General features: G+C 62.9%; 20 protein-coding genes and 3 pseudogenes. 6 read left to right on the forward strand and 17 right to left on the reverse strand.

All coding sequences use genetic code 11. The features are described from left to right. Both FJ980_RS23920 and FJ980_RS23925 read right to left on the reverse strand, forming a co-directional pair. On the reverse strand, nucleotides 1-845 hold an 845-nt coding region (locus FJ980_RS23920; RefSeq protein WP_140546199.1), incomplete at its 3' end, for an aspartate aminotransferase family protein. After that, nucleotides 842-1,725, reverse strand: a pseudogene (locus FJ980_RS23925) (MurR/RpiR family transcriptional regulator). The pseudogene FJ980_RS23925 and the gene FJ980_RS23920, both read right to left, overlap by 4 nt. A gap of 82 nt (nucleotides 1,726-1,807) precedes the next feature. Here FJ980_RS23925 and FJ980_RS23930 point away from each other — a divergent pair. Then, complete coding sequence (locus FJ980_RS23930) at nucleotides 1,808-2,662, forward strand: 3-keto-5-aminohexanoate cleavage protein (protein ID WP_140546213.1); 855 nt, start codon at nucleotides 1,808-1,810, stop codon at nucleotides 2,660-2,662. 133 nt (nucleotides 2,663-2,795) lie between these two features. Here FJ980_RS23930 and FJ980_RS23935 read toward each other — a convergent pair whose 3' ends face one another. Further along, nucleotides 2,796-3,401: a sigma-70 family RNA polymerase sigma factor gene (locus FJ980_RS23935; RefSeq protein ID WP_140546214.1), complete on the reverse strand. Its 606-nt coding sequence runs from the start codon at nucleotides 3,399-3,401 to the stop codon at nucleotides 2,796-2,798. Nucleotides 3,402-3,773: 372 nt separating this feature from the next. On the opposite strand from FJ980_RS23935, the gene FJ980_RS23940 reads away from it, so the two are divergent. The 5 genes from FJ980_RS23940 (at nucleotide 3,774) to FJ980_RS23965 (ending at nucleotide 8,533) form a co-directional block, all read left to right on the forward strand. Continuing rightward, nucleotides 3,774-5,048: an NEW3 domain-containing protein gene (locus tag FJ980_RS23940; protein ID WP_246676527.1), complete on the forward strand. Its 1,275-nt coding sequence runs from the start codon at nucleotides 3,774-3,776 to the stop codon at nucleotides 5,046-5,048. Continuing rightward, the gene (locus FJ980_RS23945) at nucleotides 5,045-5,986 is read left to right on the forward strand and encodes an ABC transporter ATP-binding protein (protein ID WP_140546200.1); all 942 of its coding nucleotides are present in this window, start codon (nucleotides 5,045-5,047) and stop codon (nucleotides 5,984-5,986) included. The genes FJ980_RS23940 and FJ980_RS23945 overlap by 4 nt, the downstream gene beginning before the upstream one ends. After that, the gene (locus FJ980_RS23950; RefSeq protein ID WP_140546216.1) at nucleotides 5,970-6,929 is read left to right on the forward strand and encodes an ABC transporter permease; all 960 of its coding nucleotides are present in this window, start codon (nucleotides 5,970-5,972) and stop codon (nucleotides 6,927-6,929) included. The genes FJ980_RS23945 and FJ980_RS23950 overlap by 17 nt, the downstream gene beginning before the upstream one ends. 205 nt (nucleotides 6,930-7,134) lie before the next feature. Next, nucleotides 7,135-7,317: a hypothetical protein gene (locus FJ980_RS23955; RefSeq protein ID WP_140546201.1), complete on the forward strand. Its 183-nt coding sequence runs from the start codon at nucleotides 7,135-7,137 to the stop codon at nucleotides 7,315-7,317. Nucleotides 7,318-8,287: 970 nt separating this feature from the next. Continuing rightward, on the forward strand, nucleotides 8,288-8,533 hold the full coding sequence (locus FJ980_RS23965) for a hypothetical protein (RefSeq protein WP_140546203.1): 246 nt from the start codon (nucleotides 8,288-8,290) through the stop codon (nucleotides 8,531-8,533). On the opposite strand, the gene FJ980_RS23970 is transcribed toward FJ980_RS23965, so the two are convergent. The 14 genes and pseudogenes from FJ980_RS23970 to FJ980_RS24030 all read right to left on the reverse strand — a co-directional run. Further along, nucleotides 8,530-8,775, reverse strand: a complete 246-nt coding sequence (locus tag FJ980_RS23970; RefSeq protein WP_140546204.1) for a hypothetical protein — start codon at nucleotides 8,773-8,775, stop codon at nucleotides 8,530-8,532. The genes FJ980_RS23965 and FJ980_RS23970 overlap by 4 nt on opposite strands. A gap of 274 nt (nucleotides 8,776-9,049) precedes the next feature. Further along, nucleotides 9,050-9,967, reverse strand: a complete 918-nt coding sequence (locus FJ980_RS23975; RefSeq protein ID WP_140546205.1) for an NADP-dependent oxidoreductase — start codon at nucleotides 9,965-9,967, stop codon at nucleotides 9,050-9,052. Nucleotides 9,968-10,069: 102 nt separating this feature from the next. After that, nucleotides 10,070-10,276, reverse strand: a pseudogene (locus FJ980_RS35970) (DUF3788 family protein); the annotation flags it as partial. Between the two features lie 147 nt (nucleotides 10,277-10,423). Further along, complete coding sequence (locus tag FJ980_RS23985; RefSeq protein ID WP_041002529.1) at nucleotides 10,424-10,645, reverse strand: DUF2274 domain-containing protein; 222 nt, start codon at nucleotides 10,643-10,645, stop codon at nucleotides 10,424-10,426. Between the two features lies 1 nt (nucleotide 10,646). Next, nucleotides 10,647-11,783, reverse strand: coding sequence for a TrbI/VirB10 family protein (locus FJ980_RS23990; protein ID WP_140546206.1), 1,137 nt, complete (start codon nucleotides 11,781-11,783; stop codon nucleotides 10,647-10,649). Beyond that, complete coding sequence (locus tag FJ980_RS35495) at nucleotides 11,780-12,079, reverse strand: TrbG/VirB9 family P-type conjugative transfer protein (RefSeq protein WP_281406339.1); 300 nt, start codon at nucleotides 12,077-12,079, stop codon at nucleotides 11,780-11,782. The genes FJ980_RS23990 and FJ980_RS35495 overlap by 4 nt, the downstream gene beginning before the upstream one ends. Further along, nucleotides 12,056-13,120: pseudogene (locus tag FJ980_RS23995) on the reverse strand (relaxase/mobilization nuclease domain-containing protein); the annotation flags it as partial. The gene FJ980_RS35495 and the pseudogene FJ980_RS23995, both read right to left, overlap by 24 nt. 244 nt (nucleotides 13,121-13,364) lie before the next feature. Beyond that, on the reverse strand, nucleotides 13,365-14,027 hold the full coding sequence (locus FJ980_RS24000; RefSeq protein ID WP_140546217.1) for a lytic transglycosylase domain-containing protein: 663 nt from the start codon (nucleotides 14,025-14,027) through the stop codon (nucleotides 13,365-13,367). 110 nt (nucleotides 14,028-14,137) lie between these two features. Continuing rightward, complete coding sequence (locus FJ980_RS24005) at nucleotides 14,138-14,467, reverse strand: DUF736 family protein (protein ID WP_140546208.1); 330 nt, start codon at nucleotides 14,465-14,467, stop codon at nucleotides 14,138-14,140. Nucleotides 14,468-14,504: 37 nt separating this feature from the next. Next, nucleotides 14,505-15,050 carry a S26 family signal peptidase gene (locus FJ980_RS24010; protein WP_140546209.1) on the reverse strand — a complete coding sequence of 182 codons (546 nt, stop codon included), beginning with the start codon at nucleotides 15,048-15,050 and terminating at the stop codon, nucleotides 14,505-14,507. Beyond that, complete coding sequence (locus tag FJ980_RS24015) at nucleotides 15,047-15,538, reverse strand: DUF2840 domain-containing protein (RefSeq protein WP_140546210.1); 492 nt, start codon at nucleotides 15,536-15,538, stop codon at nucleotides 15,047-15,049. Before FJ980_RS24015 ends, FJ980_RS24010 begins: the two co-directional genes overlap by 4 nt. Next, nucleotides 15,535-16,590 (reverse strand): replication initiator protein A, encoded by a 1,056-nt coding sequence (locus tag FJ980_RS24020; RefSeq protein WP_140546211.1) that lies wholly within the window; start codon nucleotides 16,588-16,590, stop codon nucleotides 15,535-15,537. The genes FJ980_RS24015 and FJ980_RS24020 overlap by 4 nt, the downstream gene beginning before the upstream one ends. Nucleotides 16,591-16,607: 17 nt before the next feature. Then, a complete protein-coding gene (locus tag FJ980_RS24025) occupies nucleotides 16,608-16,889 on the reverse strand; it encodes a helix-turn-helix domain-containing protein (protein WP_041002472.1) in 282 nt (93 codons plus the stop codon). Nucleotides 16,890-17,190: 301 nt separating this feature from the next. Next, nucleotides 17,191-17,298 (reverse strand): DUF736 family protein (locus tag FJ980_RS24030; RefSeq protein ID WP_140546212.1); only part of this gene is annotated, 108 nt, incomplete at its 5' end.

A 17,298-nucleotide genomic window follows, 5' to 3' on the forward strand; every position in this document is an offset into this window, starting at 1 on the left:
AGCACGGCGCCGATCGGCTGATAGCCTCCGCCGAGTCCCTTGGCGATAGTCATCAGATCGGGAACGACGCCTTCCTGCTCGCATGCGTGAAGCGTGCCGGTGCGGCCCATGCCGCACATCACCTCGTCCAGGATGAGCAGGACGCCGTAGCGGTCGCAAATGGCTCGGACGCGCTTCAGGTAATCAGCCACCGGCGGCACGGCTCCGGCAGTCGCGCCGACCACCGTTTCGGCGACGAAGGCGATGACCTCGCCGGCGCCGAGTTCGAGTATCTTGTCCTCCAGGGCCTGCGCCGCTCGCGCAGCGTACTCGGCGTCGCTTTCGCCGGGCAGCTGATAGCGATAGGCGAAGCACGGATCGATGTGGTGGGTTTCGATGAGCAGCGGCTGAAACTGCCGCCGCCGCCATTCGTTGCCCCCTGCAGCGAGCGCGCCGAGCGTGTTGCCGTGATAACTCTGGCGGCGGGCGATGACGTGGCGGCGCTGCTGCTCGCCTTTCTCCACGAAATACTGCCGCGCCATCTTCAGCGCGGCCTCGACGGCCTCCGATCCGCCGCTGACGAGATAGACATGGCTGATACCAGCGGGTGCATCTTCAACGAGGCGGTCGGCCAGCCGCTCGGCAATCTCGGTGGTGAAGAAACTGGTATGGGCATAGGCAATGCGGTCGAGCTGATCACGCAGCGCCGCCATGACATCTGGATGGCCATGACCAAGGCACGAGACGGCCGCGCCGCCCGATGCATCGATGTAAGCGCGGCCGTCGCTGTCGAATATTCGGATGCCCTTGCCGCCCACTGCGAAGGGGAGCGAGCCTTTGATGGTGCGGTGGAGCAGATGGGTCATTTCTTGCCCAGACGCGGTTTGAGGTGAACGTTGAGCGCTGCGTGATGCTCATCGGTACGTCGCAGTTCCGCCAAGGTCTGCTCGCCGCCGTGGCCGGTAAGGAGCGCAGCCAGAATTTCTGCGACAGCAAAGGCCGGCGCCATGGTGTGGAAGAAGGACGGACTTTGCGTCGGCACGAGGATGACCTTCGTTGCGATCTGGGCGAGCGGCGCCACCTCGCTGTCCGTGATGGCAATGACCGGAACACCGCGCCTGGCGGCATATTCGGCGATCTCCACCGTCTGGCGCGTGTAGGGGAGCACGCTCGCCACCAGCAGCACGTCGTCGGGGGTGCCGCGGCCTATCGCGTCGGCACCGGTTGCGGCAACGCCGTCGAGCAGCACCGATCGATCGCCGACGAGCGACAGGACGTAGTGCACGTGCCAGGCGACGGGGTGGCTGGAGCGCAGGCCGAGGCAATAGATCCGCCGCGCCGACGAGAGGCAACTCGCGGCCGCCACGATCCTATCCAGAACCTCCGGCCCCGAAAGCCGGTCGATGTGGCGGCGAGCGCATCCATCATCTCGGCGGCCTGGCCGCGATCGCCCCTGAGCTTCTGGCTGAGCACCTGGATCCCGGCTTTTCCGGCAAAGCCCTGGTATCCGCTCCGAACCGCTGCCGCGTAGGTATCGCGTATGACGTCGTAACCTTCGAAGCCGAGATGCTTGGCGAGACGCGTCATCGTGGCCGGCTGCACGCCTGCCTGCCTCGCCTGTTCGCGCATCGAAAGAAGGGCCACGTCGCTCGGATGGTCGAGCATGTAGCGCGCTGCGGCCTGCAGCTGCGCCGACATGCCGTCGAACTCTGCGATGATGCGTTCCGTCAAAGGCCCCTGACCCATCACGGCAGTCTGGCGCGCCTCAATCCTATTTGCAACAAGTGATTCACAAGATATCGTAATGATCCAATTGTCTGGTCCCGACATGATGTCCCGATCCTCCGATAGGCCGGTTGCCATTGCCGTTGCGCCGAATGGCGGCCGGCGCACCAAGGCCGACCATCCGGCCTTGCCCATGACGCCTGCCGAACTCGCTCGAGCGGCGGCCGAGTGCCTCGAGCGGGGCGCGGCAATGATCCACCTCCACGTGCGCGACCGGCACGGCCTGCACATTCTCGATCCTGACGCCTATCGGGCTGCCATCCTTGCCGTTCGCCAGGCAGTCGGCGACGGCATGGTGGTGCAGATCACAAGCGAGTCGCTTGGCGCGTACGAGCCTGGAAGGCAGATGGATGTGGTGCGCGAGACCAGACCCGAGGCGGTATCGCTCGCGCTGCGTGAGCTTGTCCCCGGCAGAGATGCCGAGCCAGATTTTGCGGCATTCCTGGTTTGGCTGAAGCGTGAAACCATAATGCCGCAGATCATCCTTTACGACCCTGACGAGGCTTTGTATCTGTTCGACCTGCACCGGCGCGGCCTGATCCCCTGGGATCACATTCCCGTGCTTTTGGTTCTCGGCCGCTATACGGCGTCACAGCAATCTGCCCCGAACGATCTGCTGCCGTTTCTTTCACCCGGCATTCCGCGTTTCCGGTCGTTCATGGTCTGCGCCTTCGGTCGTGACGAGGCTGCTTGCGTATGCGCGGGAGCATTGTTTGGTGGCGACGTCCGGGTCGGGTTCGAAAACAATCTTCTGCAGCCGGACGGTTCGATGGCGGCATCGAATGCGGTTCTGGTCGATACCGTGGCGCAGCGGCTGCGGGGATTTGGGCGCCCAATACAGTCGGCCGCCTCGTTGCGCCATGCCTGGGCGGCTGGAGACGACAACGAACAACTTTGAACGGCATTGCCGGGCCACTCTGCCTACGTCGCAAAGGCGGGTATCACCGAAGCGCAGGCGCTCGAACTTGTTTCTCTGCTCGGCCTGAACTGGGCCTCGTTGATGAGACAGGGGAAGGCAATGAGGGGAGAGCTCAGCGCAGGTAGGCTTCGGCGGTCTTGGCGTCCTGCGCGCCAGTATCCGAATGGTGCTCCGAAAGTTGACGGCGTGGCTCGATCAGCGCTTGCGGCGAGTTTTCCTCCAGGAATTCCAGAACACCGGCACGGGCACGGTTAAGCCGGCTTTTTACGGTTCCGACGGCACAACCGCAGATCTCCGCCGTTTCTTCGTAGCTGACGCCCAGCACGCCGATCAGCATCAAAACCTCACGCTGATGGGACGGCAGCTTCTGGATGGCTTGATGCACTTCCCTGCTTTGGACGGACCATTCCTGGGAGGGTTCCGAAATCGGCCGGCTGGAGGCGCAGTCGAGCAGGCCGGGCGCCTCCCTGGCCGCCGCTTTGACACGCGTGTAGTGCGTGTTGCGCATGATGGTGAAGAGCCATGACTTCAGGCGCGTGCCCGGCTCAAACTTGTCCAGGTTGGCAAGTCCCTTGGTTAACGTCTCCTGGACGAGATCGTCGGCGTCATAGGCCTCCCGACAGAACGTTCGCGCAAAAGCCCGCAAGGCAGGAATGAGAGCGACGATCGAGATCTCACCGGCGTCAGGGTTCGCAAGCTTATGCTCCGTGGCTGACAATTTTCCGGGCCCCGGCGAGTAGGAGTGGATGATATGCAGACTTAAGGAAATGCCTGGGGAAACGGAACGTTCCTGCGTTCTGTTGCGTAGCGCAATTTTGACCGAACCGATGGGTCGGGCGGACGAGCGACCCAGTTTGAATATTCCGCGACTATGCCGTGTCCGTGGAAACGTTGCCAAGATCCCGAGATCGCCGTTCGTCATTGCACAGCATCTGCTTCACGGCCGGTTGGACCGCCGTTTCGGCTGCGAGCGACACTGGTCGCGTCATCACGCGCTATTACAAAAAGGCACAAATCCGTGAACACAGCCTGATCGGCTGAAATCGCCCAACTCGCGCCACATTAGCGGCTGCAATTTTCTCCCCGCGAAATGCCTCCAAGGCGTTGCAAGGAAACAGAATTTTCGGTTTATGAGCGGGAGGTATGCATGATTCCTGCGGGTATTCGCGCGCCCTTTTCGACCCCGACAACTTGGATCGCAGCAGGCCTGACGGCAATCGGCCTGGCTTCAACTGTGCCCCAGGCACACGCACAGTCCGCCGCGAGTGCCGCTGCTCAGTCGCCGACCGGCTTATGGCTGACCACGCCCTATCCGGAGTTCTCGGCCCAGGCCGGGAAGAACGTCAGCGTGCCCTTGAAGCTGGCTAACCGCGGACTGCCGCCTCAACGCGTCGAGTTCGGAGTCGATGGCCTGCCCGGTGGCTGGAAGTGGGAGATCGACGGCGGCGGCAAACCCGTTACGGCGGCAATCGCAGATCCTGATGGCACGGTGGGCCTGACGCTAAAATTGACGCCGCCTGAAGGCGATATCGGCAAAGGGGTCAACTTTGCCGTGTCCGGCAAGACCTCCGCCGAGGCTTTGAAATTGCCGATGGCGATGACGCTCACCAAGACCGAGCCTGCAAAGCTGACGCTGGAACCCAAACTCCCGGCGTTGCGCGGCACCGCCAAATCGGCTTTCGACTTCCAGGTCGACATCAAGAACGACGGCCAGGAGGATTCGACCGTCAACCTGCTTTCGAAGGCGCCACCCGGCTTCCAGGTGACCTTCAAGCAGGGCTACGGCTCGCAGGAACTGACCAGTTTGCCGCTGAAGGCGGGAGAATCGAAAACGCTGTCCATCAGCGTCCAGCCGCCCGACAACGCCCAGGCGGGCCAGTATCCGGTGGCCGTAGCCGCCAGCGGCGGCGGCGCCAGCGCCGATACCAGACTGCTGCTCGACATCACCGGCAGGCCATCCGTTTCTCTTTCAGGTCCCCAGGGCCGGCTTTCGGGCGATGCCACGGCGGGTCAGGAGCGCACCTTCACATTCACACTGTCGAACAGCGGGTCGGCCCCTGCCCGCGATCTGAAGCTTTCCGCAAGCCCGCCAGCTGGCTGGAAAGTCACCTTCAATCCAGAGAAAGTCGACGAGATCGCACCAGGCGGAACATCCAATGTCGGCGTCTCAATGACACCTTCGAACCAGGCGATCGCCGGCGACTATATGGTCTCGGTCCGCGCCAATGGAGATGGCGCATCCGATAGCGCCAATTTCCGGGTGACGGTGCGCACATCCACGCTGTGGGGCGTGACTGGCCTCGGGGTTATCGGCGCCTCTGCGCTGATGCTCGCGTTTGCCGTAACGCGGTATGGACGCCGATGACGACGGTCATAGAAGCGCGCGGCCTTATTAAGCGCTACGGTCGTTTCGCGGCGGTTGATGGCATCGACCTCGCGGTCGAGAAGGGCGAGGTGTTCGGCCTGCTAGGCCCTAATGGCTCAGGAAAGACCACCACCATCCTCTTGCTTCTCGGTCTCACGGAACCGACTGCGGGCTCGATCAGTGTGCTCGGACTCGATCCGTTGCGCCAGCCGCTGGCCGTCAAAACGCGGGTCGGCTACCTGCCGGACCAGATCGGCTTTTATGATCATCTGACTGCATGGGAAAATCTCGCCTACACCGCAAGGCTTGCGGGCGTCATATCGAAAGAGGCCGACGGGCGCATCGCCGGCGCCCTCGGGAGGGTGCGGCTCGAGGAGGTCGCCAATCGCCGCGTCGCGACTTTCTCGCGCGGCATGCGCCAGCGGCTCGGGCTGGCGGAGGTGCTGGTCAAAAAGGCGGAGATCGCCATTCTCGACGAGCCGACTTCCGGTCTCGACCCCCAGTCGACCCAGGAGCTGCTGGACTTGATCCGCGAGCTTGCGGGCGAGGGCGTGACGTTCGTGCTGTCCTCCCATCAACTCGCGATGATGCAGACGATCTGCGACCGGGTGGCCCTTTTCCGTAGGGGCCAAGTCGGCCTCGTCGGCCGGGTCGAAGAGCTCACCGCCAACGTCCTCGGCGGCACGTTCAGGATCGAAGTCGAAACCGAGAATGCGGATCTGGTGAAGGTCCTGGCCGGGGTGCGGCACGTGTCCGGCCTGACGCCCTTGCAGGACCGCCGATGGCGCATCGACGCCGACGCGGATGTGAGGGCGGACGTTGCGCATCATATCGTTGGCGCCGGCGGAGTACTTCATTCCATATCCATGCGCAAGGCCACTCTCGACGAGGTCTATGTTCGCTTTTTCGAGGGAGAAAACCATGACGTCGCGGCGTGAAGGATCGCCGTTTGCCGGCCTGTCGACGATCGCGCTCAAGGAAGCAGCCGATCATATGAACAGCATTCGCATTCATCTGGTGATGGTCCTGGTGCTCCTCACCGCCATCGGCTCGGTCTATGCCGCGATCGGGCAGATCAAGGCCACAGTCGGTGAGGACCAGTTCCTCTTCCTGCGCCTTTTCACCACCGCGCAACAACCATTGCCATCCTTCGTATTCTTCCTCGGCTTCCTGGTGCCTCTGGTGGCTATTGCGCTTGGCTTTGACGCCATCAATGGCGAATACAATCGCCGTACGCTGTCGCGCGTCCTGTCACAGCCGATCTATCGTGACGCGCTTCTTACCGGCAAGTTCATGGGCGGTTTGTTGGTGATCGCCATATGCTTGCTGGCTCTCTGGCTGCTAGTGACCGGTCTTGGCATGCTCCTGCTGGGGCTGCCACCGAGCGGTGAGGAGATCACCCGCGGTCTTGCCTTCCTGTTCGCCTCATTCGTTTACGCCGGCGTCTGGCTGGCGGTAGCGATGGCCTTCTCCACAATCGTCAAATCGCCGGCAACGTCGGCGCTTTGCGCGCTCACGGCATGGCTGCTGTTCACGGTGTTCTGGCCCATGCTGGCGCCGCTCATTGCCGGAGCCGTCGCGCCGGTCGACCCGCTCGATCCCTTGACGGCAGTTCATCAGATCGATGTTCAGCAGGCCATCGCACGCATCTCGCCCAACACCCTCTACGGAGAAACCACGCTGGCCCTGCTCAATCCGGCAACGCGTTCGCTCGGTCTGCTGTTTACCGATCAGTTGAGCGGGGCACTGATGGGCGCCCCCCTGCCCTTTTCGCTGAGCGTCGCCCTCATCTGGCCGCAGCTCGCCGGCATGATCGCAGCACTTCTGGTGCTGTTCACCATCGCCTACGTTTCATTCCAGAGGCAGGAGATTAGAGCGTAAGAGCCGCTGATGAACGGGCTTTGTCTGAGATCGAAGCTTCCGGTCCCTACATGGATGGCCGCAACCAGACCATTTTAAAGTCTGTACTGTACGACCAAACCTTACTAAAGATTCATGCACTGGATATGACATCGTAATGTTCCCCTCTCTATTCTTCTTAAACAGGACGCCCTTCAGGGCACAATCTTGAAGAGGATACGAGATCATGAAAAATTCCCCCAGCATATCTTCCAGCACCCGCAAGCGCCTGATGGCCGCCGTCGCTTCCCTGGCCGTTGTCGGCACGGTCGGCGCCAGCGCGCTTGCCACCGGCACCGCGCCCGTGCTGGCCGATGCCGTGCGCGTCGAAGCCCCGCAGATGGTCGACGGGTCTGTCGTCTGTCAATAAGCTCTCGGGCTGGGTCTTTGGAAATGCCCGTCCGCCGAGCCTATGGATCAGGCAGGTCTTTCTTGTCGTCTCTTCCTTTGCGACACATCGGAAACTCCATGCATCGCGCCGAACTGGTTGTGAGCGGGAAGGTCTCGGGTGAGGATCAGGCGTAGCAGAAAGCGAGAAAGCCCGCCGACCGAGCCGACGGGCCATCTTCCTCAAACTGCTTTTGCTCCTCTTCCCGGGACGGTCAGCCTAAACTAGCGACCGAGTGGCAGTTTTGACACTGACAGCAGTTCAGCCTCCTCCCTGATCCCTGCCAGGTAGTTGGCCAGAAGGCGAGACGCGAGAGCTTCGCGTCGCTCGGGAGACTGATGTTCGACCTTCAATTTGTCGAACACGCGACCGAGCAACTCCAGGTCCGAAGAACTGAAGATGCCAGCTTCTCGGGCTCTTTGACGAATTGGCACGAGACCCTCCCAAATCGGATGATCCCTCAAATGCGGTCAAACTCGCCTTTGGTTGCGCCCCTTGTCAAGAAAAGAAAAAGCCCGCCGGCAGAGGCCGACGGGCAGGTGCTGGAGTAGCCTGGGTGCGCAAAGTGCAACGTACGCGGCAGGCCGATCACAAAACAACAAAGCGCGTGTGTCGTTCCCGAAATAACTGAGCCTCACTCCTCAGTCGCACTACTCCCGAGACAAAGGTCTTGCCGGGCAACTCATAAGGAGGGACCGGGAAACATCTTCCGAAGATGTTCGCCGCGCAGCGGGCGAGCATAGTCCCGTCATTGCCGGTGCGCGGATGTCCACTGTCACCTGCGATCGCCTTAGGCATCCGCACTAGCCATGGGTGCTCGATACTGGCGGTCTAGATTTCGAAGAGCTCGTCGAGCGATCCCTGCTCGCGAGATGCGGTCATCGAATTTTTGTTTCGCTTGGGAACTTTCCGGCTCGTCGGCGATTGAGGGTCGCCGCAGGGGACTTCAGATTTGGACTGCTTCGGTAAGCTTGAGGGGCTGATCGAGGACGGCGGCGCCAACCTGGTCGCGGAGTCACGCGCGCTGCTTGCTCAAATCAAAGGCAAGTCGCACGAACTGGCTGAAGCGGTGGATGAATTCCTGCTTGACGTGATGACGCTTGAATTTCTGCTCGAAGCCGAGCGGGAGGCATTTCATAGTTCGGCACGAAGACTGGCAAGCATGCGCCTGACGATGGTGAAACTGCTCTCGGACTAGCGGCTGTCCGCCCCGGCCGAGCCTTGCGGATTGCCCAGCGAGGTCTGGCTGGTGTAGCCGCTGCCTCGGTCGAGCGTGTTGGTGATCGGTGCGATGGTGTAGCCGCCATTGACGCCGGCCCGCAGGCCTATGATCGCAAAGCGGCTCTCTTTGTATGGGTGACCGAGCCAGAACCCGCTGCACGCGCCGTCGACGCGATCGGAATTGGCGCCGGTCTTCGCCACCGTCTCGTCCGGCTGCATGAAGCGGGGCACGTCTCCCGGCTCACGTCGTCGCCGGTCTCGTCCTCTTCGATGACCTGCTTCGCTCGTCTGGATGTCGTACCAGCGGCCCTTCAGGACGCACATTCGTATGAGACATCACCCGCGTTCAGGCCGTCAAATCGCTTGTGGTTCGTAGTCACTTGGCACTAACGGGGCGTCGCGCGCTGCAGCAGGGTGAGGGAGTTCTCCAAGCCTTCCCGGCTGGTTCAGCAGCACGGCCTCAGGTTAGGGTTTCGGCCGCCCTCCCGAGCTTTTACGGACGAATGCGGATGACCGTCTTTCCGGTGCGCCGCTCGCTTGCGTTGAAGATTGCAACGGCATCATCCAGGCTCGAGACCTTGCCGATGTTCGTCCGCAGCCGTCCGTCGCGCACCCGCTGGACGATCTCACCCAGTTGGGCGCGATCGGACTCGACGACGAAGTCGATCGTCAGGCCTTCTGAAGGTCGAACATCCGTCGGGCCGACGACGGTCACCAGTGTTCCCCCTGCCCGGATCAGCGCTGCCGACCGCTTCTGGACACCCCCGCCGATGACATCGAACACCAGATCGACGCCGCCGATGTCCTCCAGACTGTCGTTCCCGAGGTCGACGAATTCGTGTGCACCGAAGTCGAGAGCCTTCTGGCGGTCGGCGGCGCGTCCGGTGCCGATGACATAGGCTCCGGCTTCCCGTGCGAGCTGCGCCACGATCGAACCGACGGCACCGGCCGCGCCATGCGCAAGCACGCTCTGCCCCGCCTGAAGGCGGCCGTGCTGGAACAGCCCCTGCCATGCAGTCAAGCCCGAGATCGGCAGGCTTGCGCCCACCGTGAAGTCGACATCGCCGGGCAGTGGCGCAAGGTTGCGTGCCTCCATTGCGACGTACTCGGCGAGCGTGCCGTCGCGATGCCAGTCCGACAGGCCGAACACTCGCTGACCGATCGACAGCCCCGTGGTACCGTAGCCAAGCGCGGTAACCACACCGGCCAATTCATGGCCGAGGATCGATGGTGTCCGGTCACGAAAGCCCCGATCCGCCCAGGTCGAAGGCCACTCCAGTTCGGTGTTGACGAAGCCCGCCGCGTGCACCTGAACGACAACGTCGTTTATCGCGGCTTGCGGCTCGGGCCGCTCCACAAGCTTCATTCCGGCTGTTCCCGCCGTCTGGTCTCCAACAACGATTGCTTTCATTGGAATTGCCTCCTCAGATATTTGTTGGCTCGGGGTAAATTGCAGGCGTGACGCTCTTTCGGTTCTCAGGCAGTGGCTAGACTAGCGCCTCGGCGCCTTCCGCTACGGGCTTGATGTCGAATTGCAGTGCGACGGCGGCGGGCGCTTCATAGTCAGACTCCATCACATCATGCAGCTCATCTGTCGATGAGACGACAACCGCAGCCATTTCCCGTCGATGTATGTTCTGGCTTCATCGTCGAGCTTGACCAATTGCGAGAGCCAGACATAGCGCCGCTCCTTAAACTTCTCTCATTCCGCCCCACCCACACAGCAGAAAATCGACGGCATTCCCACCTTTCCGACCGGCGTCGGATTATCGTGCGACTGACGCGCAGGATGTAACCATCGCAGAAGAGCATCCTATCGGCGTCTCGGCTCAACGCTCGCCGGTCATGGGCCATCGGAAAGCTCGGTTCAAGCCTGCTCCTTCTTCGCTTTCGCGAAGCCGCGGTCCGTTGCGATGAACCGTTCAAGCATCGGCGCAATCAAGCGCGATGGATCGGCAGATGGCCGCCCGGTCTCGCGCCCGAGTATCTCTGCGTATTTCACCAAATCGCGATGCAGGGGCGCCGGCAGTTCCACCGTAATCTTCACTGGCTTGTCGTCAGCAATCGTTGCGAGTTTCAACTTGGCCATGTCAACCTCCGTATGGTTCAAGGGCAAGGTCGCGGGTGACAAGGACGCGAACGGGAAACCCCGGCCCGATCGTGAGCGTCGGTGCCATAGCGAGTTGCCGCTGAACCACCTGCTGGCCTACCTGGCTGACGCTATCGGAAGCGCCGCTTCGTAGAGCGCGCACGATATCGCTGTCTTGATCGGAAGAACCGGCTTGTGCGCCTATGCTCAGAATGGTCGACAACGCCGCGGCCTTGAACAACTCGCCCCAGTGATAGTCAACGCCATCCTCCAGGCCGGCATAGCCCTGGGCTTCCGCGCCGGGCTGCCGCTCCAGCACGACGGAGCGCCCGTCGGGAAAGATCAGCCTGTTCCAGACAAGCAGCACGCGGCGCTGCCCGGAACCAATTCCGCTGTCGTACTGCCCAATGATACGAGCGCCTTGCGGGACGAGCAGCGAGCGGCCGGTGGGACTATCATAGACATTTTCGGTCACCTGAGCGCTGATCTGTCCGGGAAGGTCCGAGCGGATGCCGGTAATGAGCGCGGCCGGGATCACGGCACCGGCTTGAAGCACATAGGGTGACGCGGGCGGCGTGATGTGATCCGGGGCCACGGTCCGCCGGTCAGCGGCGGCGGACAGGAAGGAAAGCTGGCGATCCTGCGCACTTGGCTGACCGTACTGATCGGCAAAGTCGTTAACAGCAGGAGCGGACGCTTCGGCGGGCCTGGGATCTCCTTGCCCTGTCTGGAAGAAGACGCGCGAGGTTCTGGCCGCTTCCTCATCGGCTCGTCGGCGCTGCTCGGCTTCGTCAATCGCGGGGCTTGCGATTGAGGGCGGCACGACCGCCTGCCCGTTGTTCTGAGCATCGAGGATCGGCCTGCCGAGATCGCCAGGCAGCGGCGGCCCAAGGATCGGGCCGGCATAGTCGCGCGGCAGTGTTGCCAGTCCATCGGCGGGCGGCCGATTGGAGGTTGGGTAGAGCTCCTCGCCCTGCTTGAGCGTGTTGGCATCCTGCAGAGCGTAAATCAGCGCACCGCCGACACCGAGCGAGGCGACGAAGCCGATGCCTGCGAGCATCTTGCGCGACAGACGCGTCACACGCGGCGGGTCGGCGCGAAGCCGCATGGGTTCGACGGCCATGTTCTTCTCGTTCATGGCTGCGGCGCTCCCGTGTGCGTTGCGTTCGGCAGCTTTGACGCGGCGCTGTCGCTTGGGCCCCGCCGCAGCCCATCGGTTCTTCTATCGACACGCACGATCCTGACCGCCTGCTGCCGTTTGCCGGCGCCAAGACGCAGTTCGGCCGCACCAAAAAGGCGATCGACGATGAGGATGTTTTGATAGACGCGGCTGTTGGTGATTTCAGCCTCGCCGTCCGCGCCGATAACGAAAATCGGCGGCATCTCGCCTTGCACGATGCCGCGTGGAAACTCGATGATCAGACGGCCGACAATCGTCTCATCGACGTTCTCAGCGGCAAGCACATAGCTGGCGCTCGGGCGTTCGATGTCGCGGACCGCGAATGCCCGATGCATGCGCTTGACGATGTCGCCGCGCTCACCCATCTGGCGCAGCGTCGCCTCGGCTCTCTCGCTGACGATCCATTGGCCAGGACCGAGCTGTTCAGCGAGGCCGAGCGTTTCCAGCCTGCGCAGCCGCCCGATCTTTGGCGCGATGAATTCGTCAGGCTGGCGATCGGCATGTGGCGCGAGATCTATGACACCGTTGTCGCGCGCGTCCCGGAGCAACTGGCGGTCGAGCCCGGTCCACCGCTCGGCCTCGACCTGCCGCTCGACGTGCCGGCGGATCTCAAGATCCGACCGGGGGCCAAGCTCCTGCGTGACGAGGTCACTGGCGCGATCGCGCATGCCGCGGCTGATGTAGTCGCGCGAGATGACCAGGTCCTGGCCGTCGTCGGCCCGGCCGCGCAGGATGACGTGGACATGGGGATTGTCGGTGTTCCAATGATCGACCGCGATCCAGTCGAGCGTCGTGCCGAGATCCTTCTGCATGCGACCCATGAGATCGCGGGTGAAGGATTTCAGGTCGGCCATTTCGACGGCATCCTCTGGCGACACGATGAAGCGGAAATGATGCCGGTCGTCCTTGCAGCGATCGACGAAATCCGTGGTCGACGCATCGTCGACCTCCGGTCCGAACATGCGGGCTTTCGCGTCGTCGCGTGTGACTCCTTCGCGGCGCAGATAGTTGAGGTGGGTCGCCAGCGGCGCGCCACGTTTCGCATGGCGAACCACGCGGGTCTTGATCGTGGCGAGGCGGGAGCGGCCGGTGAGGAAGCGATTGGCTTGAACGCTCGCTGCCCTGCCGCGTCCGAACTGCGAGCGCTTGCCTGTCCCGATCCGGCCTGAGCGCGACACGCTGCCGCCAGCCTTTTGCGCTGCCGCAAGCGCCTGGGCGATGAAGGGCCGCGACGATTGGGCTCGCGTCGAGCGAATGCGGCCCGGACGGATGCGGAACTCGTGCTCATCAGACACGGCGCCCGCCCTCACCTTGCCATAAGTACAGGCAAATACAATGATTTGCATGTTCCAAGCACATTGCGCCGAGGTGCCGCAATGTGCGAGAAGCGGCAAAAAACCCAATAAATGCAACCAACCGACCGCAGCACAATGTGCGCCCTTTTATCTTGCCATCCTTCGGTTGTTGCCTTGTGCCCTATGCGCCTCAAAGGCCACGACGCCCAAAGAGGCGCCGGGGCGCGATTTGGCGGAGACTTCATCATCGCCGCGATGTCCGGACGTAAGGCCCGGTGAACAGTCGGCGCGGCTGCGAACTGGCCGCAAAAAGTTTGCGCACCAACAGTGACGATGAGACCTCGAAAGAAGCGTGCTCGCCGGACGAGTGACCGGAATCGGCCAAGGACCCGGACCGCACTATGAACAGCGGCGCGAGGTTCCAAGTGATGGCCTTGGCATGACCGGCGGTGAGCGCGCCGGGCGCATCACCGCCGCGCCACAAAGGGCGAAGCTTCGCAACATAGGCCCGGGTTTCTGCCGGCAGCGGGAGGCCCTTCAAGGAGGCTTCGTAGCGCCCCGGCCCCGCATTGTAGGCGGCGAGAAAACCCGGTGAACCGTATCGATCATAGAGCTCGCGAAGATAGGCGGTGCCGGCAAGGATGTTGTCGTGCGGATCGTAGGGATCGCTGCCCAGTTGATGACGAAGGCGCAGCTCGGCCCAGGTTGCGGGCATGATCTGCATCAGACCCACTGCACCTTTGCGCGACACGGCGCGTGGGTCGCGGGCGCTCTCGATGTGCATGACTGCCCGTATCCAGAGCTGAGGAATACGGAAGCGATGCGACGCCTCGGCGATATGGGTGGCATATGGATCGTCCGCAGGCATACGTGGCCCCGGGGCGCTCTGTGCGACGGCCTCCGTCATCGCGTGACAAAAAATCAGCATGCCAGCGATAAGCCAACGTGCTTGCCTCCGACCAGGCAACCAACTGACGGGGCGGCTTTCGTGCGCATATTTCGGCGCCGATGGCGCACTCATCGAGCACGCTCCGGCCCCGATTTCGGCCGGATCCAGCGCAGCGACCAGGAACCGTCGTCGGAGCGGAAGAGACCGGCGCGAAAGCGTCGGCCAAACAGCGGATCCTCCAGTCGGCAGGACAGATAGTCGCCAGCCGTCTGCCCGGTTTCCTTCCAGGCCGCGCCGACCTCGGGGCCCCTGCCATCGCCGATGTGAATGCGAAAATCCGGCGCATTGCCGTTGGACGTCCTGATCGGGACAAGCACCAGCGCGACGTCCACGAGCAGTGTTCGAATGCGTCCGGAGTAACCGGATTCCGTTTCATGGAAGACGCCGATCTCGGCCATGTGACTATCTCCTTCCTCTTGTTGGCTGTGCTGAATTTCAGTTCGCGGGAGCGAGCCAGGTGTAGTGGCCATCGCCCCTCTCGTCGGTCCAAAGCGGCATCGCGCGTCCAACGATCGAGCCCATCGGGAACGGGCCGAAATAGCGGCCGTCGAGACTGTCCTGGACATTCCGGTTCATGGCGAAGATTTGGTCGGCGGCGATGATCTGGCAGCCCTGCCAGTCAGGCAGCGCGCGTCCTTTGCGATCGCGCTCCAGTGCGGTGCCCATCGCGATTGTGTCGACCATGATGACGCCAGCAACGCGACAAACTTCCTGTCCAGGAAGCGCTTCGATGTGCTTCAGCATTGGCACACCCAGCGGAAGGTAATCGCGTTCGGCGGCGAACCGAGCGACGATCTCCGGCGGTTCGATGACGGCGAGCGCGCCGGCCAACGGAACGGCCATTCTCCGGATCGCATAGAGCCCGAGGGGTGCGCTGGCCGATGCGTTCCATAGCAGCAGCGGCGGCATTTCCACAGCAGCTGGAGCGACGATCGCGGCAACGGCTGCAAGCGTCACGGCCATGCAACCGGCGCGGCTCATGATGTCGCTCGCTTGCGCAACAGAAAGGCCCGGTGCTGCTCGAGCGAATAGGCGCGCGGCGTTCCGCCGGCAACCAGTCGGTTGTGGGTCTGACGCCAATAGTCAGGGGCGGCATCGACCGGATCGAGGCCGATCGCCTCGATCGTATCGATCAGTTGAAGAACCCGCTCAACCTTGTCCCAGCCTGCGATCTTGAGCAGGATCTCGGCGCCTGGCCGGATGTAAGGCAGCGTCTGATAAGGTTCAGCGGGCAAGACGGCGCGCACGATGTCGATGCGCGAAACGACGGTGCCAAAGTCGTTCGCCGCCCAGCGGACGAACGCAAAAACACCGCCCGGCGCAAATCCCACGACGCGACGCCGCGTGTCGATGATCGTCTGATCGGCAGGGCGTCCGAAGCGGATCCGGTGCTCGATCCGCTTCTCGATCCAGATCAGCTCCACAGTCGTGAGGCCGGCGCGCGGCGTCGATTGAGGAGACCGCGTCATGCGTCGCCTCCACCGCGTCGGCCGACAAATCGCGGCTTCTGCTCCCCGCCGTCGATCCGCGGCTGCTCCGCAAGACTGTTAGATTGAGAATTAGACTCCAAGTTAAGAGCGCGATTTTTCGTTTCGGGTCCGTTCCTTAAGGCCGATCGCGGTTCCCGAAAGCACGAGGAGGCGGTTCCCGATGGCACGATAGTTCGGGTTCCCGATGGCACGATTCTGTCAACAGGCGTCGGCGCCGGTTCAAAAGCCAACAACACACGGCCGCTGGCTTCGACCTCCGTGAACAGCAGATATCCCGGCAAAGGCTGGCGACGCACGATATCACGCAGCTCGAAGGCGAAGCGCTTGAGCGGCGAGAGGCTGCCGGACTTGCGATGCAGGTGGCGGATGTCGAAACGCCAGCCGGCGCGCTGGCGCCCGCCATGCTTTCGTACCAGGCGATAGAGCCAACGCTCCAGGCCGCCGGTCAGCCCGAAATAGGCCCGGTCTATCGTCAGGATCAGCGTGTCGTCCATGACGGCGCGATAGAACCAATCGGGCAGGATCAGTTCGACGCCAAGCGGGCGGCCGTTTCGACCCGAACGTTCCTGCCATTCATTGATCCACGAGAAGCGATGACGCCGGCCCTCGGCGGGTTGGCGGATGGAGGTGACGACGCTTGTCGACTGCAGGCGATCGAGCGCCGCCTTGAGGCGCAGGTAGTCTCGCTTGGAGACACCGCGGCCGATGAAGGTAAGCATCTCGTGTGGCGTCGCGGCCATCAGGCGGGATGTGCGCAATCCGGCGTCCCGCGCGCTGACGATCTGGCTAGCGGCCCAGATCAGGATATCGGCATCCCAGATCGTCGCCATGCCGTGACCGGGCATCGCTTCGACACGGATCGCGATATCGCCGGCGTGAAAGTCGATCGGCGCGATGCGCCTGGATTTGGCGAGGGAGAAGAAGGGATAGGCCATGAGGTCCTGCGCATCGCGTGGCGCGACCACGCCCGGCAGCGCCTGGAACAGGTCGAGCTGTTCGCGCTCCAACGGTGGGCGTAGTCGTGCCGACAAGGGGGAAATCAGCGGGCTCAGCGCCGTTCGCGCCCGGCATAAGGGATCAGGCGGGCGGCCTGAGGCTTGGCGGGCAGCACCGAGCCATGCGGATCGGACGTCGATGTCATCGCGCCGCGCTGAACCCAGAGCTGGAGGTCGTCGACGGCGTAGACGACGCGGCCGCCAAGTTTGCGATAGGCAGGCCCGGTGCCGTAGGTGCGATGTTTCTCAAGCGTGCGCGCCGAGAGACTGAGGAAATGCGCGGCTTCAGAAGTGCGCAGGTAGCGCGGCGGCAGTGGCGCGGCGTCGGCGTTCATGAGGTTTCTCCTTCCGGCCGTTGCGGTTGAACGGCGATCGATGGCCAGGATGGAGGAGCAAGGGCACGATGATCAGGTGCGCAATTGAGGGGCGCTATTTCGCACCGCTAGGAGGCCTTCGGAAGTGGCGCCGTCGCCTGCAACGACCGGCGCTAGCAGCGCTCAACCATCTTCCAGGCCATCGCGCATCAAGCGACGCATTCAACGACAGGAAGCCTGTCGTGGCGGCCGGCGGCGCGGAGAGCTTGCGCGATCACCGGCAGAAGACGCCTCGCCCGGTACCGGCGAGGCGTCTGCCGATTCACTCGCCGTTGCGGCGGTTGGGGCGGGACCAGATGAGGCTGTGGCCCTCGCCTTCCTCGTCGGCGAAGAGGTTGGCGTAGATCGGAGCGGTGAAGCTCGGGTCGTC

Source organism: Mesorhizobium sp. B1-1-5, assembly GCF_006443065.1.
GTDB lineage: Bacteria > Pseudomonadota > Alphaproteobacteria > Rhizobiales > Rhizobiaceae > Mesorhizobium.

Coding starts and splice junctions, on each gene's coding strand:
- FJ980_RS23930 (WP_140546213.1), top strand. CDS start 1,808: ATGATGTCCCGATCCTCCGATAGGCCGGTTGCCATTGCCGTTGCGCCG.
- FJ980_RS23940 (WP_246676527.1), top strand. CDS start 3,774: ATGCCTCCAAGGCGTTGCAAGGAAACAGAATTTTCGGTTTATGAGCGG.
- FJ980_RS23945 (WP_140546200.1), top strand. CDS start 5,045: ATGACGACGGTCATAGAAGCGCGCGGCCTTATTAAGCGCTACGGTCGT.
- FJ980_RS23950 (WP_140546216.1), top strand. CDS start 5,970: ATGACGTCGCGGCGTGAAGGATCGCCGTTTGCCGGCCTGTCGACGATC.
- FJ980_RS23955 (WP_140546201.1), top strand. CDS start 7,135: ATGAAAAATTCCCCCAGCATATCTTCCAGCACCCGCAAGCGCCTGATG.
- FJ980_RS23970 (WP_140546204.1), bottom strand. CDS start 8,775: ATGCAGCCGGACGAGACGGTGGCGAAGACCGGCGCCAATTCCGATCGC.
- FJ980_RS23975 (WP_140546205.1), bottom strand. CDS start 9,967: ATGAAAGCAATCGTTGTTGGAGACCAGACGGCGGGAACAGCCGGAATG.
- FJ980_RS23985 (WP_041002529.1), bottom strand. CDS start 10,645: ATGGCCAAGTTGAAACTCGCAACGATTGCTGACGACAAGCCAGTGAAG.
- FJ980_RS23990 (WP_140546206.1), bottom strand. CDS start 11,783: ATGAACGAGAAGAACATGGCCGTCGAACCCATGCGGCTTCGCGCCGAC.
- FJ980_RS24000 (WP_140546217.1), bottom strand. CDS start 14,027: ATGACGGAGGCCGTCGCACAGAGCGCCCCGGGGCCACGTATGCCTGCG.
- FJ980_RS24005 (WP_140546208.1), bottom strand. CDS start 14,467: ATGGCCGAGATCGGCGTCTTCCATGAAACGGAATCCGGTTACTCCGGA.
- FJ980_RS24010 (WP_140546209.1), bottom strand. CDS start 15,050: ATGAGCCGCGCCGGTTGCATGGCCGTGACGCTTGCAGCCGTTGCCGCG.
- FJ980_RS24015 (WP_140546210.1), bottom strand. CDS start 15,538: ATGACGCGGTCTCCTCAATCGACGCCGCGCGCCGGCCTCACGACTGTG.
- FJ980_RS24025 (WP_041002472.1), bottom strand. CDS start 16,889: ATGAACGCCGACGCCGCGCCACTGCCGCCGCGCTACCTGCGCACTTCT.